Raw genomic sequence first — 17,100 nt, 5'->3', positions numbered from 1 at the left:
ACAAGGTGATTACAGTCCCATCATTTCGCGCACGATACGATCTGCCATCTTCACCGTACCGACAAGAACGAGCATGTTGAAAATGAGTTCCCCGATATACGTCCACACCATCGTAACCGCGCCCGCACTAGAGTCGACGGCTGGAGGAGCGGTAGCAAAGGCGGAATAAATGATACACGCCAGTACAATAATCGCGCCTTCCAGACACGCTGCCGCGTATCCTTTCAGGAACGACTTGCCGATATTTTGGCTTGGCTCCCCCGCAAATGCGGACAGCGGAACGGGGGCTATTGCCGTATACAAATAGATACGGAAAAAGCGCCCGTACACCGAAAGGATCATCACAAAGGATAGCACCGTAATGAACAAACTGCCGAGAATGGTGACGATCCACAGCGGAATGCTTTGCCAGAAGCCAACGTCTTCAATCGCTTGCGCTACCGTATCCGGCAAGGCCATAGCCTCTGTCGTTCCAAACCCGGAGCGTCCCATCATCGTTGAGATGATCCCCTGTACAATCGTAAAGAGAGCCATCATCAACTCCAGACCATAGGTTACGACCGCCTTGGCGAGCACAAAGCGGATAAACAGCTTGACGGCCATCTCCGGCCTTTTCACTTCCGCAAAGCTGCCGGTCGACTTCACCACGCCAATCACAAAAAACAAGACCAGAAGCGCCAGTCCCGTCGCCTGCAACGCACCGTGAATATCTGTGATGACACGCCAAACGCCCCCACCCTTAAAATCCGCTGGCGATTGCGTAACGAGGCTCCAGATTTCATTCATCTTATCGTTCCAGGTATCCAAGGCATTTTCGAGGTTGTCGATCACCCAACTGTTTTTTGACACATGCTCACCCCTTCCGTAAACGGGGAACAGACGAAACGTCCGCCCCCCTTCATGCAAAGCTTCAGGCTCATCCGGCAATCAGGGTAAGAATTTCCTTCGTAAACGTAATAATGACCCCTCCGGCGAGCGTCAGAAACCCGTTTGCGCGCTGAGAAGGGTCATGGGATTTTAGCGACAATCCAATTTGAACAATGCCGAAACCGAGAATAATCATGCCAATCGCACGGATTAAACCGAAGATAAACGTAGACAGGTTGTTGACTGTCGTCATCGGATCGCCCTCTGCATAAGCAGTGGAGACGAATACAGTTCCCGTTAAGATCAGCACGATGTACAGGGCCAGCAGCCGTTTCGTTTTCATTTTCAAGTTCATCATTCCCTTCGTAAAAATAACGACTCTACTTCTTCTTCCGAAAGAAGTTCATAATCCCCGTCTGCATGAAGGAACACGGATTGCCAGTCCAAAGCGTGTTCCGTGCCGCCATGCTGATAGGGAAGACCGTTACCATCCGTCGTGAGCGAGACATGAGGATGCCTGAGCAAATCATATTTGTCGTCCTGGACTGGATGTTCGCCACGGATAAAGAGCAGGCAAAAGCGGTTATCCAGCAACCTCACCTCGTCTGGTGTGAGCAATTCGCGGCCTGATTGCTGGTAGTTGATCGAGTAGCTGCCGTTTCTCCCCTTGCTCTGGCCGTAGGTATTGGTATCAATCGTTTCCTTGCCAAGCAGCTCCGAGACGTATTTGTGGGTAGACTGTTCGTTGCCGCCCAAGTACAAAAATTCGTCGCAGTTGCCCACAATCGATTCCCACGCATCCTTGTACAGCGCCTTGAGTTGCGCTAAATTTTGCAAAATGATAGAAACGGAAATTTCCCGGCTGCGCATCGTGGAGAGCAGTTTGTCAAATTCGTCGGGAAGCGCTACATTGGCGAACTCGTCCATGACAAAGTGAACATGAACCGGCAGGCGTCCGCCATGCCGATAGTCCGCCTCGTACATCAAGCATTGAAAAAGCTGCGTGTAGAGCATGCCGACAATGAAGTTGAAGCTGCTGTCGTTATCGGGAATGACGGCAAACATCGCCGTCTTCTTCTCCCCCATAACGGGCAATTCCATTTCGTCGACCATGCTCATCCCCGCAATCGTATGCAAATTGAACTTCTCCAATCGAACGCCGAGGCCAATTAAAATGGACTTGGCCGTCTTGCCCGCCGCCAGCTTGAAAATGTTGTACTGCTTGACGGCAAGGTGTTCCGGATCGCGCATGGCCAGCCGCTCGAATAGTTCATCGAGCGGGCTTTGGTACGTTTCGTCCTCCTCCCGCACCTCCGCAGCCGCGATCATTTCCATGACCATTGGGAAGTTTTGCTCCTCGGGCGGTGCTTCATATAGGAGGTATAGCACGAGCGCTTCCAGCAAAGCGGTCTCGGATCGCTCCCAAAAGGGATCGTTGGTATTGCTGCCCTTCGGTGTCGTATTGCGGATCAGATTGGTGACCAGTTTGAGAACATCCTTGTCGTCTTGCAAATAGGCGAATGGATTGTAGCCATGCGAACGGTGTGGATTGATGAGATCCAGCACCTTGATGTCATAGCCTTCGGACTTGAGTAGATGCCCGGTATCGCGCAAAATTTCGCCCTTGGGATCGAGCACGACAAAGGACGTATGCGCCTGCATAACGTTCGGCTTGGCGTAAAACCGCGTTTTGCCGGACCCGGAACCGCCGACGACAAGAACATTCAGGTTCCGGCGATGCTTGCGGCCATCCAAGCCGATGCGTACCTGCTGCGTCAGAATCTTGTTTTGTTCCGGTTGCTTGTCGCGATACTTGGCATTTATCCGTCCGGCCTTGCCCCATCGTGCGCTGCCATGCTCTTCGCGCCGCCGATAGTTGCGCGGGGACGCCAAGTAGATGCCGACCGAAATCCCATAAATCAACGTGAACAGCAACAAGCTTCGCGGCGTATCCTCGACCCATTGAATCTGGAAGGGATTGTTAATCGCCTCGCTGAGATACAGCAGAAGTGCCGGTAATCCCTTTGACAAAGCGGGGGCGGCAAGCAGCGCCGCCCACACGACCGGAATAAAAAAAACCGCAAAGAGTAAAAGATTACTCCTTGCGGTTTCAGCGCGCCGCATGATGACTCCGGCGCTTTATTTTTTGATAGGGAGCGTCAATCGCTTTGAGCAGTAAATCGTCAACAGGATCGGTCGGCCGCTGCTGGCCGATCAAGTCGTTGCGGAGCGCATTCAAGGCGTTGATGACAATGCCATGCTCGTAATGATCCATTCTCAGGATGCGTTCTTCCTCTTTCATCGCCACTCCTCCCAACAGAAAAATGAAAAGCATGCCACGACTAGCGGGTGGAATCGCTGCGATTCGGTTGCTGCTGTCGCTGCTGGGCCAGCATACGGTGCATACGACGAGAAATGTCGTGTGCCGCATCCTTCATCACCGTCAGCTCGGCTCGAATATGCTGCGGCTCCAACTCCTTGAGCCGTTCGTGAACCCGGCCGAATCGGAAAGAAGCCGTCTCGACGCCGAACTTTTTGCAAAGCATATATGCAGCGCAATAAGCTTGGAAATTGTAATGGGAGCGGCTGTAGTCGTTATGGCCGCGATCAATCTCCGCATGCGCCAACTCCTGTGCGAGCGCCCGAAAAATGTCACTGGCCCCAAGCCCGCGACGTATCACGATGTTTCTCTTATCCGGCTGATAGAGCGCATGAACCTCCGCAGGCAAGGCATCTCCAATCGTAATCGCAACAGGTGAGCGGTCCATCAATGCCTTGATGCGCGTGCGGTCATCCGGGTAGATCGGCGATTCCTTTTTCGGTGCGGTTGTTTGCGCAACATCGAACATCTTCTTGGGGTTGTAGCTGATTGCGGTACTCCCATCTTCTCGCTTGTATTCCTCGCCTGGCTCCAAGATGTAAAATCCGGATTCCTTGCGACGGATATAGACGCCTTGTTCTTTCCAGCTATCAAAATCAGCAATGCGAGTGGCATCCGGGCGCTGCGCGAAAATAAGCAGCGCATTCGCGACGCTGTAGAGATCAAAACGGCTTTGTACGTCCAGATAATGCTGAAATTGTTCGTCGTTTTGCGCAATGGCGGCTGTGGCAGTATCAATCGTCTCATACGTCCACTGCCGCAGTTCTTGCTTTTTTTGCGCCCACGCTTCTTTGTCGAACGGCTGCTCACGCTGACCGGAGGCCGTCGTGACTTGGGGCTGGAATAACTCGTCCAGTTCGCTCATTTCGATTTCCCTCGCTTTCGACTCCCGGCCATCGGAACGGATGCTTTACTGCCGGACGCCGAATTCCCGCGATCTCTGCGCTTAGGCAACGACGGTTCCTGCACCTGCTGCCGCCGTCTGCTCTCTGCCGCCCGGTTTTCCTCCCGAATTTCACGCAGAAATTGGCGGACTGACACTTTTTCCTTCGGCTTTTCAGGGTCAATCGTAACCCTTTCGTATGCCGCGCTGCGCTCGGAGGTAGGCGCGTACGGAGAGGATGGTTCCGTTGTCCTCTCCTCCTGTGTCGGCAGGAGGGGAAGCGGACGCTCCGGTTCCGTTCGCTCGACCTCCCACGCCTCGGCCGCCGGTTGATCTGTTCCCTGCTGCTCGTTTACCGGCTGCACCTCCGCCGCCGGCTCGGGCTTTCCCAACAGATCGTCCAAAAAATCTTCGCTCACTACCGCTCCCTCATTTGAAGCTGGCGACTCGTTGGCTCCTTCTTCGGGTGTCCCGGCATGTTGCTCCGGTGGTTGCGCCGCCCCTTCACGCTCGACCGACTGCTTCTCGCTGCGGGATTTCACAATCTCCTGCTTGATGCTGGCCGTATCTACGGTCGCCAGCTTGAAGCGTTCAACGATTCGGTTGATCTTGGCCGCATCCTCGGCCCGTACCATGACGTCGCAAAGCCCGTCCACATTTTTCTTGTCACGCAGCGCGCAATAGAGGACACCATACCGCTTCGCTTCTTTGCAAAACGTCGGCAAGTCTTCATTTCGTACTGCAAATACCTTCAGTTCCTTACCGCTGCGCAGCAAGCTTTCCAAACGAATGCGGCCTCTTGTTCGTTTTTGCCCTTGCAGGGCGGCGAACAAATAAACGGCCAGATGCTTCGCGCCTTCGCCGGAAATTTTCGCCATGACCTCAATGCCGCGGAGACTCATACTGACGACCTGATCGGCCGCCTCGGTTCCACTGCTCATGGACATTGGCCTCCCTTCGTGTCGATTGGTCCTCCTCGTTACGTTGCAGCTTGTTTGCCAGTTCGTCGGATCGGGCAAGGATGCCCGTACAAAGCCTCACCTCCTTTCGGAGCTTCGCGAGCTGTCGGGAAAGTTCAGCAATTTGCAATTTGTACAGCTCGATTTGCTCGGGATGCTGACAACGGCGAAGGCGGTTGTACAGCATTTTGCGGGAGACGTATCCTTGTTTCAACTCCGTTTGGAGTCCGTCAAGATAACCCGTCAATTGATCCGTAGTGGAAATACGATGCCGACATAGCAGCTTGGTTTGCTCCGTGATGGCCTTTAGGTATCGCAAGTCTTCACGCAATAAAAAAGACGTCCGTTTACGGGACGCGCGGGAACGGGACAGAATACCCATTTTGAATAAGTACCGCAGATACAAGGCTTGCAGACCGCTAAATCTACGTCCGATATGCAGGGTACTGCGAACGATGACGGCTCGTCTGCGCCGCGGCAACGGCATCGGTGGCTGACGCTGCGGTAACTGGTTTTGCAGAATACGCTCTTTTATCGCATGCTCCGTGTAATCGTCGCCAAGACTGCGCAATCGAACAAACCGCTCTTTGCCCGGCGGGCGTACCGCCAAATGCTTGACGTTCGACTTCATTTCATAACCCTGCTTCTGAAGGATCGCGAAAAATTGCGTCATCGTCATGGCAGCGGCGATAGCGGCGTCGATGTCCTCGCGTATCAAGCCGCGCCAAGTCGGCTTGCTTTCCTGTTCCGCTCGCCACTCACCGTAATGCTTGGCCTTACCCGGTTCCGGCTGCTCGATTACCGATAAGGCATGCTCCCGGCAAAGTCGATCGGATGTTTGCCGCATCAGCGCGTAAGAGGCTTTGTTATCGTAGTAGCGTTTACCGTCCAGGAACGACACCGCATTAAGTACGAAATGATTGTGCAAGTGCTCCTTGTCCAAATGGGTTGATACTACGACTTCAAAGCGCTCCCCCCATAGTTCCTGCGCCAGTTTGATGCCAATGGCATGTGCCACCTCCGGCGTCGTTTCGCCCGGTGCAAACGCCTGATACCCGTGAAAAGCCACAATGCCATCAGTCTTTTGAAATTGTCGTTTGGTTCGCTGCATTTGCTCGTAAGCGGTAAGCGGATCGCAATTGATCCCGCTCACGTAAAGCTGTTTTTCCGTTTTGGCATCCGCGCTGGTATAAGCGAGCACCTGCTGTAAATCATCATGCGCTACACGCGCTTGATCGGTCTTATCAGGATTGGTGGCGTAATCCAGCACACGCTTGAGGCGGTCGGTAACGTCCCATATTGCGGTTGTCGCCATGTGCGCTGTCCCCTTTACGGCGGATGTACGTTAGGATTTCCTTGTGGTACGGTTCTCGGTTCCGGCGCTGTCACGGCCTGTTGAATCTGCTGGACAGCGCGGCGCAAGTGGTCAGCCTCCTGCTGAAATGCTCCACGATCCAGATGTCCGGTCGCATGCGCCTTTGCGGCCAATTGGTTAAGGTTATTGCCGATAGCGTGCAGCTCACGCATCATCGCGAAATAGTCTTGTGGCGGCATCGCCTTCGGAACATAGCCATTAATCAGAGATCGAATATAACCCTCCTGTGAAAGTCCCGATTTTTTCGCACTCGCCTGAAGTCTTGCGTTTTCACCATTGTTCACCCATACCTGAATGCGAATCGCTCGTCTTCTCATATGTTCACTTCCTTCTTCAAAGGAAATAGCCCGAATGAAACGCTAAATGGTTTTTTGCGTTTCTGAAAAATACCGATCCTTGTTGAAACCTATATTCTTGATAAAACAGCGTGCTGTTGAGATAGGGGTATTAGGGGCTTGCCCCTAACAAGCGAATTTGGGAGACCAAATTCAGTGCTTGCTGCAACACGAGACATTCGTCTCGCGTCGCCTTCAAAGCACCTGCCGGGAAAAAGAGAGGACCCCAAAAACACAAAAAGACGCCGATTCGCTCAGCGTCTTCCTCAGAACTTTTTTGTTATCGCACCAACCAGCGGTAATCCTGGCGGCAGTCTACAATGAAATCGACATACACGATTTCATCCTGAATCTGATACAACACCAGATACCATTTTTCCACGAACATCTTGTGATACTTGTTTGACGGAATAAATTCAGCTTCCAGAAAAGGATAGCGTTCCGGCATTTTCGCCAAGGAACGTATCGCTTGCAGCAATTCGTTTTTCGTTTTTCGCGCCGCATCCGGATTTTTTTCCGCAAGGAATCGCACATGAACCGCCAGCATTTGGCGGGCGCGATCGGAAACGATGATCTTATAACGGGGCATCTTTTCCATGCTGAACCTCGTCAATAATGCCCTCCAGGTAAGCGTCCAGTTCATCCGGCGTCACACCAACACGGCCCGCCAAACGATCCTCTTGCACAGCGAGCAGTTCTTCGCGCAGCTTTAACATCTTCTCGCGACGGGAAAACGTCTCAATGTCCATCACGACGAGATCGCCTTCACCGTTCTTGGTCAGATACACCGGTTCCCCGGACGATTTGCATAGATCGGCGATTTCATTATAGTTTTGCCGGATACTGGCGGAAGGCTTGATAATCATCTTGGTCACTCCTTGATAGCTGTATATTGATTTTATTATACCTATTACACGCTATACAATCAATGCAGTTGCGCTTATCCTCAATCTATTCACATCTTATCCACATGCTGCGAAAATTTTCCGTAACCCATAAAAAAAGACACCAACCGTTCAGCGTCTACCGCTATCGGGATGGTTCACCGCGTCTTCTTCGGAATTCCATCAATTCGTTGTTTACATCCTTTCCGAACTTAGGCGGCTCATCGGATATGAGAAGGGCGGGGGAGAGGAGCCTCTGTATCGTGGCTGCCGCCAATCGCCCCGGCTCATCATTATCCAGGTGCAGAACAAGTCGATTTACTTGGGGAAAGCACTGCAAGTAATGCGTTAGGGCAGACGGGGGAGTAGAGTCCTCCCCATTTGTCCTGGGCCTGTATATTCCGGCCAGCGACAGCTTATGCGCCTGCCGCCAATCCCGGCCGGCGAGATGTTCCAGCGTACAGTAGGATAAGAGATCAATGGCGCTCTCAAACAGATGCAGTTCCGTACTGTTTTCCGAGGCCGGAATGGAAAATGAATACCGCTTGTCGCTGCCGGCAACTTCTCCCATATAACGGGTGCTTGTCGTACCGCGTATCGCCGCATAGCGCGGCGTCCCATCTTGGTCAAAACCGACGAATACCGCGTTGTGGTAGCGGCGGCTTTCATACAACCTTCCCGTTTCCAGACAGTAGTCGATCACCGAGCGGTGGATGCCCCGTTTGCTCAAATAAGCCATGACGCGATGAGAGTTTTCATACGGTTCTGGAAGCTCCAACCGCGCCGTAGATGTGCGTTGTTGGCACGATTGCGAAACCGTAAGCATGTTGCCGGGATGAACGCCTTCCATTTGCAGCACCGCATCGAGAAAAGGCATGCCGCGCACTTTGATCAGGTAATCCAGCGCCGAGCGCCCGCCAATCCCCCTTGACCACCAGTACCATTTGCCGTTGGAAATTTTCAAACTGTCGTGTGTACGGGTGGTGAAGACATTGCTGGAGCAACGTATCAGTTCCGAAGGCTCGTACATTTGCAAATACGTGAGCAAATCCAGTCTTTTGGCGCGTTCGATCTGTTCCTTGTTTACGTAGCTCATTGCCGCAGCTCCTTTTGGAAATCCAGACAGCGTCCGATGGGTATATTGTTCATCGTGCCTTACCCCTCTTTTTGGGGTACGTATAAGCTCTGCCTTCCTTCAACTTCGTAACGCCTTTCTTTTTCATGAATGCGTCTAAATCGCCTTCATGAACTTGACTGGTCACCCCGTTTGAGTCGCGGATGTAATAATACGTGTCGCCAAATCCGTTTTTCTCTTTGGATATCAACTCCAACGATGGCACGGTTTCATCCTCCTCGATCAAGCCGGTTCCGTAACCAAAAGGCGGCAAAATCGGACAAAAGCATCCGCCGCTTGGGATGGCATACAACATGTTCATTCCTCCGGAAATAAGAAAAGGACCCCGAAGCTGGAGTCCAATTCATCATGTGATTTTACCTTTAACGGACGGGCATATCTTCGATCTGTGAAATGCTCGCACCGATACCATGTTCTTTTCCGTAATGGTCAGCAAGAAGTTCCCTTTCAGGGGTAGGAACGACGGTGTCAGACCGTTATCGCTCACGGCCCACCACCCGCCGTTCCGGCGCTTCCGGTTCATCGTCAGGCACGCTGTCCACGGCTTCGTTTTCCCGTTTGTCCATGTTGAGCAGCGCATTCAATTCCGCAAGCCGCGCCGCTTTCGTTTGCAGTTCCTGCTCCTTCTCAAATGGAGCCGCGATTTGTTCCTTCGCCGTTTCCATTTGCTGCCGCAAGGTGGCAAGCTGCTCACGGGCATGCTCCAGCTTTACAGGCAAGTCGGACAAGGCATTGTTGATGCGGCTTATGTTGCCGCCTGCATCCGCTCCGAGCGTCACCGTATGACCCAGTGCGCCGCGCAGCGTGACCTTGTACTCCTTATGGAAGCTGTCAAAGGACAGCCACAAGGAAAAGCCAAGATAGCTTCCCGCTGCTTGCGGATCGGGCGACGTCATGCCCTTGCATGCGTCGAGCAAAGCCGCGCCCGCCGCCGCCCTCTCCGAATAGGTGTAATCCTTGACCGTCATGCCGGGGAATTTATCTGCCCCATCCGCCTCGGATGCCAGAGAACGTGTATACAAAGCAACGTCCTGTTCATAGCCGGCAATTCGTTCCTCCGTGGACTTGATTTGCTGCGGCAGCACTTTGAGCAGCCGGTCCTCCAGCGCATAGCGCTGGCTCAAGTGGTTGGCTTTGAGCAGCTTCAATTTGGATACCTGAATGTCCAGGTCCATTTTCTCTTTGATGTACGGGTTGCCGGTCGCCAGCGCCTTCACCTCGGCATAGGAGAGAGCCGTCTCGTCAATATCCTCGGCGGAACGGACAGGCGATTTGCTGGTCATGATCTGCGAAATGAAGCGCTGCTTGTTTTCGAGTGTCTGGTACAAATACGCGTCGAACGTGTTCTCCGTCACATAGCGAAAAATATGCACCTCGCTGTTCTGATTGCCTTGCCGGATAATGCGCCCGCTGCGCTGCTCCAGGTCGCGCGGACGCCAAGGGCAGTCGAGGTCGTGAAGGGCAATCAGCTTCGTTTGTACATTCGTTCCCGCGTAGGGTAAGCGCCCGGCGCCTTGCCGCATTACTACGGCAGGTTTCCAAACGCTCCCCTCCGAACCGTACATACAACTCTCGCTGTATACGGCTCTCCAGTATTCTTAGTCTAGCAATCCAGCGTGTAATTTTTTATGACAGCTAACACAGAGCGCCATCGTTTTCCGTTTCCGAGCGACCATCACCTTTTCCCAAGCCCGTTTGCCCTTTAGGTCTTTTAGCTTCCTAACATGATGCATATGGATGGAGACTCCTCCTTTACCGCACCATTCGCACTTGCAGGCTTTTATCCGGTCCATCATGCTTGTTCTAGCCATAGTGACCGAGATATTGTCGGGATTGTTATCTATGGATGGCCTCGTATCCGGCATTTCTTGGCGTCTGAATCCTCCATTGTACAGAAACAGCGTCTTTTCACCTGAAGTCGTCTGGTATCTGACCGCGAACTTCCCGTCAATGCAATATTTCCTTTTGAGTTTTCCAATACTGCATTGGTATTTCAGGCAAAAGGTTCTGTACATGCTGTATTCCATCACATATTTAAAGCTTTGGAGGTTACTGACGTTGTGGGCTAATCGGTAATAATTGTACATCCCCAGAATTTCGCTATTGTACTTTTTCAGAATCTCAAGGTCATCATTGTCTACCAGATACCGTCTATGCTTAGGTCTCCAGATTTTTTTTTGGTCTCTGTCCGTTTTGATGCGAAGCGCCTTATAGGCCAGCAGTTTTTTCAGCCACTTTTCTTGCGGCATATACAGCAAGACTCTGTTGCTCATGCTGCGCCTGCCGTAGTGTGTCTGTTGATCGCGGCAGACACAGATGTCGTAGCCTAGAAACCGGGCTTTTGTTGCCGTGTGTGTAATCAGCGTTTTTTCCTCGGACATTTCCAACTTCAAGGTTTCCCGAAGATAGTTGCCAATATCACGTTTAACCTGTACGGCATCTTCTTTTGAACCGATAATTCCGACCAAAAAGTCATCTGCATACCGGACATATTTGAGCCTGCGGAATGTGGGATCAAAGGGATCGCGACAATGCACGCTCTGCATGCTGGTCTTCAAAGCCTTGATTTCCTGTAAAGCGAGTTGTTTCTCCTCGTCGAACATACCGTTCCATCTCGCCGTGGTTTCTTTGCGCTTGACCGAGAGTTTGTATTCCCAGAAGCGGTATTCTTTTGTTCGTTGGTGGAAAGTTCCTCTATCAAACGATTTGATATACTTCTCCATATGTTTATCAAACCGGTCAAGATAGATATTTGAAAGAATCGGACTTATGATAGAGCCTTGCGGCGTGCCCGAGTAGGTATTATGAAATTTCCAATCTTCCAAATATCCGGCTTTAAGAAACTTCCATATCAAGGCGATGAAATATTCGTCATCGATTCTTCGACGTAGTGTATCGACCATAATATGATGATCGATGTTGTCGAAAAATCCTTTAATGTCGCCTTCAACGAACCATTTCGCTCCTGTAAATTCCTTTTTGATTTGCACAAGCGCGGTGTGGCAGCTTCTGTTTGGCCGGAAGCCATGAGAAAGACGGGAGAATGTACGCTCATAGATGCTCTCCAGCATCATGCGAACTACTTCTTGCACCAGTTTGTCATCGAAAGATGGGATACCAAGAGGCCTCATTTTTCCGTTTGCTTTCCGAATGTATACCCGTCTTGCGGGATTTGGTTGGTAAGAATGATTCCTCATACTGTCGATGAGCTTGGAGATACGTTCCATTCCCATGCCATCAATGGTTTGTCCATCCGCGCCTTTGGTCATGTTACCCGGTTTTGCGTAGATGTTTTGGTAGGCCATCAGATAAAATTCAGGGTTGTACAAATTCCGATATAGCCGTTGAAATCGGTACTTGGAGTTACACGCCTTTGTGCTTAGACTTTTTAATACCTCTAAAGGATTTCTCAATGTCTCGCACATCCTTCCTTTTTCAGTATTAAACGAATACCTGTTTCCCTTCGCCATGTAGACGGCTTTCCCGTCCTCGGACTACTATGGAAACTCCGTTGCCTTATCGGATTTTCAGAGCCTTACGCTCATAGCTTGTTGCAAGCGTTCCGACTTAGGCAATCTCCGTTTAGACGATTGAAAATGGCATGCTGTGATGTCGGATATGACGTTCGTCCTTTTCCGTAGATTACGGCTTGGAAACATGCGGTATAGTGTAAATGCACATGGGATACCGTACATTTACGCATGTTATACGGCGTATCAACTATCTTTCGCCGTAGCTGCACAATAGGGCCCATCGGACTGTCATTCAAGCAGTTTAGCCTTTATCCTCATTCACAGCTTTTCATCTCGCCATTCAGTCGCGGTAGCGATAGTTTACCGACTTATGGCTTTTCCTGCGTGCTATTGTCCCCGTCCAGTTTCCCTTTCGAGTAAGCAGGCTGATGATAGAGTGGTGTTATGACACCGTTTATACCTTTCTCTACTACCTTGCCACAGGTAGAATTCTCAATCGTCCACAGATCAGCTAGAAATCTGGCTGACCTTTACGGACGCACGCCCATTTTGAATGTCGATCCAAGCAGTATCCGAACCTGTCCGCTGCGTACTTTGGCGAACAATTCCTTTTTCTTGATCTCGGTATTAGCGTCGTGAATAAAGGCGATTTCGTCAGCCGGGACACCTTTCTCCATCAGATTGCGCCGCAGCTCGTCGTACACATTGAAGGTACCATCCTGTTTCGGAATGGACAAATCGCAAAACACCAACTGGGTCAACCGCGTCTCCTGATGTTCCTCCCAATACCGGAAGACATTGTCCGCGCAGGCGCTGACTTTGCTGCCTTCGTCGTCGGGAAGCAGGGGATTAGCCAGCCGCTGATCGAGCGCCAGTTTGCGTCCGTCATTGGTGATCGTCAGCATATTGTCCTCATGCGGCTCTACTTCCTTCGCCCGCACCCGCTCGGCGCGGCGGGCAAGGTCCGCGACCATATCGCGCTGAAAGTCGCTCGGCGGCACGGCCACATTATGGAAGTGGGCTTTCGGCACGGGAAGCTGGAGCATGTCAGCCGTCTGGATATCGGCCACTTCTTTGAACATATTCATCAGTTCCGGCAAATTGTAAAAACGGGCAAACCGGGTTTTCGCCCGATAGCCCGTTCCTTCCGGCGCAAGCTCGATCGCGGTGACGGTTTCGCCAAATGTCGAAGCCCAAGCGTCAAAATGCTGCAATCCCTGCCGCTTGAGCCGCTCGTATTGCAAATAGCGCTGCATCGTATACATCTCAGTGATGGAGTTGGAGATCGGCGTCCCCGTCGCAAAGATGATGCCCCGGCCTCCGGTCAGTTCGTCCAGATAGCGGCATTTGGCAAACATGTCCGACGACTTTTGCGCTTCGGTTTGCGACAGTCCGGCTACATTGCGCATTTTCGTATAAAGAAACAGATTTTTGTACGAGTCGGCTTCGTCCACGAATAGCCGGTCTACACCCAGTTCCTCGAAGGTGACGACATCATCCTTCCGGCTCGTATCGTTCAGCTTTTCCAGCTTCGTTTGAAGCGTCTTTTTCGTTTTTTCAAGCTGCTTGATCGCATAGCGTTCGCCTCTGGCTTCCTTGAGTTCCCGGATGCCGCTTGTAATTTCCGAAATCTGTTCGTACAGTTGCTGCCGTTGCCGCTCCATCGAAATCGGAATTTTCTCAAACTGCGAATGGCCGATGATGATCGCATCATAATCGCCGGTAGCGATCCGCGCACAAAACGTTTTGCGGTTTTTCGTTTCAAAGTCCTTCTTGGTCGCCACCAGAATATTCGCCGACGGATAAAGCTGCAAAAACTCCGCCGCCCACTGTTCGGTCAGATGGTTCGGAACGACCAGCATGCTCTTGTTGCACAGCCCTAGATGCTTGCTCTCCATCGCCGCGGCGGTCATCGCGAACGTTTTTCCTGCGCCGACACAATGAGCGAAAAGGGAGTTGCCGCCGTACAGCGCCCGGGCAACCGCATTGACCTGATGCCGGCGGAGCCGGATTTCCGGGTTCATCCCGGTGAATCGGATATGACTGCCGTCGTATTCGCGTGGACGGATGGCGTTAAACCGGTCATTGTACAGCCTTGTCAACCGTTCGCGCCGCTGCGGATCTCGCCATATCCAATCGCGAAACGCTTCTTTTATCATCTCTTGCTTTTGCTGGGCGATGGCCGTTTCCTGTTTGTTCAGCACACGCTTTTCCACGCCATCCTCATACACGGTGTCAAATACGCGCACGTCCCGCAAATTCAGCGTATCTTCGAGAATTTTGTACGCATTGACGCGGTTGGTGCCGTACGTGACGTTCGCCTTGATATTGTTGCTGCGGTCATCGCTTTTGCCTTTAACATTCCAGGCAGCCGTATATTCGGAATACATCACGTTGATGTAGGTCTGGTACATCGGCGGCGTGTCCACAAGCTCAAACAGAAATTGCCGAATGTCTTCCGGCGGCAGCCAGGTTGCGCCCAAGCGGACATCAATTTCGGAGGCGTCCAGGTCTTTCGGCTGCACCGCTTCAAGCGCTTTGACGTTTTCGCCGTAACGTTCGGCATCGTATGCGGCAAACTGTCTGGCCACACGCAGCTTCTCCCGCACATTGCCGGACAAGTACGCATCCGCGGTTTCGTAGATCGGCTTACCTTCCTCGTCCAGATTTTCGGGATTGGGGAAGATGACGCCGCGCAGCTCTTTTATCAGTTGTTCTTCCGTCCAACCGGTAAGCTCCGCCATATACGGCAGATCGACACGGGCTTTTGCGCCGATGGAAACGGCCAGCGCCTCCGAAGCGGTATCCACCTGTTCCACATGGATGCGCTGCCGGATGGTGCGTTTGGTGAACATATCCGCCTTGCGCAGCAGCCGCCCTTCCTCGTCGATGATTTCCAGCGAGCAAAGAAGAAAGTAGGAACTGTCGTCCGAAAAAGCAAGACTGTTGGCGCGGCTGTTGATCAGGCCGTATTGCGCCGTAAACCGGTCATACTGCGCATTCAGCTTGCGCTGTTGCTGCTCTATCATCTCATCGCTGTAGTCTTCGGTTTGGTACTCGATCAGCTCGCGCACGGTGTCCCGCAGCTGAATCATTCCCTTGATGCGGCCTGCCGCCGTAGCGGAAGTATCCACACGCCGCATCCGGCTGTTCTCCCGGTAGTAGATTTGTCCATCCACCAGCGCAAAGCTGAAATTGCGGACAGACGGATCGGCGGGGAGGGAAGGTTCTTCTTCCTCCGGCTGGTCTTCCCGTTCGAGTTCCACCCATTCGGCATGGATGCCCGACAACGCTTCGCGCAGCAGCTCATCCAGATTGGCGTCCGGGAATGGCTTGCAGGACGTTTCCTGGCGGTTGCCGTACATCCGGTCGTCAAAAACCATGGTGCCCAGCACCATATCGGGATGTTCCGCGAAATAACGATTCACCGGCACACCGTCCGCTGTCTCGGATAGGGAAAGCCATGCTTCGGTTTGCTCGCTGACGGCAACCATGCGATCCCGTTTCTGCAAAAAGATGATGTCGGCGGTTACTTCGGTTCCGGCATTGGCCAGAAACGCATTGCTCGGCAGACGCACCGCTCCGAGCAGTTCGGCGCGTTCCGCTATATATTTGCGTACCGCCGGGTTTTGCTTGTCCATCGTTCCTTTGGACGTAATAAAGGCGATGATGCCGCCCGGACGCACTTTGTCCAGTGTCTTGGCGAAAAAGTAATCATGGATGAGAAACTTGTGCTTGTCGTAACGTTTATCCGCCACGCCATAACCGCCGAACGGCACGTTCCCGATGGCGAGATCAAAGAAGCTGTCCGGCAAATTCGTCTGTTCGTAGCCGCTGACCGCAATCGACGCCTGCGGGTATAGCTGTCTGGCAATCCGGCCGGTAATGCTGTCCAGTTCCACGCCAAACAGCCGCGAGCCTTGGAACGACTCCGGCACCAGACCGAAGAAATTGCCGATGCCGCAGGACGGCTCCAAAATATTGCCGCTGCGAAAGCCCATCGATTCCAGACAGTCGTACATCGCCTTGATGACGGTCACAGACGTATAATGGGCATTCAGCGTCGACGCGCGAGCGGACGCATATTCATCCGGCTCCAACACATTTTTCAGTTCCGCATATTCGGCTGCCCACTGCGTGTTCGCTTCGTCAAACGCCTGCGGAATGCCGCCCCATCCGACATAGCGAGCCAGCACCGCCTGCTCGTCCGCTGTCGCTTGCCGCTGCTCCTGCTCCAGCTTGTTCAGCAGCCGAATCGCTTCCATGTTCCATTTGAACTTCGTTTTTGCGCCGCCATGCCCCAGCTCATCATCCGTAATCCGGTAGTTGACAGCCGGAACAGACGGGCGGGCTGGCGCGGTGCGGCCGGCCTCAGGATCAGGGGAAAGGGAAGTGTCTGGCTGCGATATGGGCTCTCGCCCCTCCGTCACCGGCTCTTCCGGTGAAACCGCATCTTCCGCTGTTTCCCAGGCCGCTTCGTCAGACCGTTCCGGCTCCTGCTCTCCGGTAATCAGATGATCGTTCAGCGGATTTTCGCGCAGCATCCGCTCAAAATCCCGGCGATTCAGTTCTTTGATGAAGAGCGGGAACTGACGGTCTTGCAGCACCACTGTTCGTTGCTCCAGCTGCACAATTTCATATTCGTCCGCACCGATCCAGACCGTGCTGCCCGCGTCATAACCGTAGCGCGCCCGTTCCCGATTCACCGGCGCGTGTTCCGGTTCCGCTTGCGCGTCCGGTAGAGGAAACCCCTCCGAGGGCGATACATCCGGCTGCGGCAATTCGCGCCTGGCCATTTCCGCCATTTGC

The 17,100-nt window shown here is 52.7% G+C and carries 15 protein-coding genes; all 15 read right to left on the bottom strand.

Going from position 1 to position 17,100, the window contains the following annotated elements:
• Positions 1–9 precede the first annotated feature (9 nt).
• The 15 genes from SK3146_RS23265 to SK3146_RS35320 all read right to left on the bottom strand — a co-directional run bounded on the left by SK3146_RS23265 (position 10) and on the right by SK3146_RS35320 (position 14,315).
• Positions 10–849: a VirB6/TrbL-like conjugal transfer protein, CD1112 family gene (locus SK3146_RS23265; protein ID WP_228551416.1), complete on the bottom strand. Its 840-nt coding sequence runs from the start codon at positions 847–849 to the stop codon at positions 10–12.
• Positions 850–916: 67 nt separating this feature from the next.
• Entirely contained in the window at positions 917–1,225 is a 309-nt protein-coding gene (locus SK3146_RS23260) for a glutamyl-tRNA amidotransferase (protein WP_069202418.1), read from the bottom strand.
• Positions 1,222–2,991, bottom strand: a complete 1,770-nt coding sequence (locus SK3146_RS23255; protein ID WP_028598724.1) for a VirD4-like conjugal transfer protein, CD1115 family — start codon at positions 2,989–2,991, stop codon at positions 1,222–1,224. Before SK3146_RS23255 ends, SK3146_RS23260 begins: the two co-directional genes overlap by 4 nt.
• Complete coding sequence (locus SK3146_RS23250; RefSeq protein WP_021877380.1) at positions 2,978–3,169, bottom strand: hypothetical protein; 192 nt, start codon at positions 3,167–3,169, stop codon at positions 2,978–2,980. Before SK3146_RS23250 ends, SK3146_RS23255 begins: the two co-directional genes overlap by 14 nt.
• Positions 3,170–3,209: 40 nt before the next feature.
• Positions 3,210–4,112 (bottom strand): hypothetical protein, encoded by a 903-nt coding sequence (locus SK3146_RS23245; protein ID WP_249861007.1) that lies wholly within the window; start codon positions 4,110–4,112, stop codon positions 3,210–3,212.
• Positions 4,109–5,071: a PcfB family protein gene (locus SK3146_RS23240; protein ID WP_249861006.1), complete on the bottom strand. Its 963-nt coding sequence runs from the start codon at positions 5,069–5,071 to the stop codon at positions 4,109–4,111. The genes SK3146_RS23245 and SK3146_RS23240 overlap by 4 nt, the downstream gene beginning before the upstream one ends.
• Positions 5,013–6,404 (bottom strand): relaxase/mobilization nuclease domain-containing protein, encoded by a 1,392-nt coding sequence (locus SK3146_RS23235; RefSeq protein ID WP_249861005.1) that lies wholly within the window; start codon positions 6,402–6,404, stop codon positions 5,013–5,015. Before SK3146_RS23235 ends, SK3146_RS23240 begins: the two co-directional genes overlap by 59 nt.
• Positions 6,405–6,418: 14 nt before the next feature.
• Positions 6,419–6,781 carry a plasmid mobilization protein gene (locus SK3146_RS23230; RefSeq protein ID WP_249861004.1) on the bottom strand — a complete coding sequence of 121 codons (363 nt, stop codon included), beginning with the start codon at positions 6,779–6,781 and terminating at the stop codon, positions 6,419–6,421.
• 298 nt (positions 6,782–7,079) lie between these two features.
• Positions 7,080–7,397 (bottom strand): type II toxin-antitoxin system RelE/ParE family toxin, encoded by a 318-nt coding sequence (locus tag SK3146_RS23225; protein ID WP_124331898.1) that lies wholly within the window; start codon positions 7,395–7,397, stop codon positions 7,080–7,082.
• Complete coding sequence (locus tag SK3146_RS23220) at positions 7,375–7,665, bottom strand: type II toxin-antitoxin system Phd/YefM family antitoxin (protein ID WP_036623502.1); 291 nt, start codon at positions 7,663–7,665, stop codon at positions 7,375–7,377. Before SK3146_RS23220 ends, SK3146_RS23225 begins: the two co-directional genes overlap by 23 nt.
• A gap of 163 nt (positions 7,666–7,828) precedes the next feature.
• On the bottom strand, positions 7,829–8,779 hold the full coding sequence (locus SK3146_RS23215) for a DUF3991 domain-containing protein (RefSeq protein ID WP_249861003.1): 951 nt from the start codon (positions 8,777–8,779) through the stop codon (positions 7,829–7,831).
• Positions 8,780–8,828: 49 nt separating this feature from the next.
• Positions 8,829–9,113 carry a hypothetical protein gene (locus SK3146_RS23210; RefSeq protein WP_249861002.1) on the bottom strand — a complete coding sequence of 95 codons (285 nt, stop codon included), beginning with the start codon at positions 9,111–9,113 and terminating at the stop codon, positions 8,829–8,831.
• 181 nt (positions 9,114–9,294) lie between these two features.
• On the bottom strand, positions 9,295–10,341 hold the full coding sequence (locus SK3146_RS23205; RefSeq protein ID WP_249861001.1) for a hypothetical protein: 1,047 nt from the start codon (positions 10,339–10,341) through the stop codon (positions 9,295–9,297).
• Between the two features lie 75 nt (positions 10,342–10,416).
• Positions 10,417–12,231: a reverse transcriptase/maturase family protein gene (locus SK3146_RS23200; RefSeq protein WP_249861000.1), complete on the bottom strand. Its 1,815-nt coding sequence runs from the start codon at positions 12,229–12,231 to the stop codon at positions 10,417–10,419.
• A 590-nt stretch (positions 12,232–12,821) separates the two neighbouring features.
• Positions 12,822–14,315: a DEAD/DEAH box helicase family protein gene (locus SK3146_RS35320; RefSeq protein ID WP_434006908.1), complete on the bottom strand. Its 1,494-nt coding sequence runs from the start codon at positions 14,313–14,315 to the stop codon at positions 12,822–12,824.
• Positions 14,316–17,100: the final 2,785 nt, after the last annotated feature.

This window comes from Paenibacillus konkukensis, assembly GCF_023523925.1.
GTDB lineage: Bacteria > Bacillota > Bacilli > Paenibacillales > NBRC-103111 > Paenibacillus_S > Paenibacillus_S doosanensis.
This window is presented reverse-complemented; position numbering and strand designations above follow the sequence as displayed.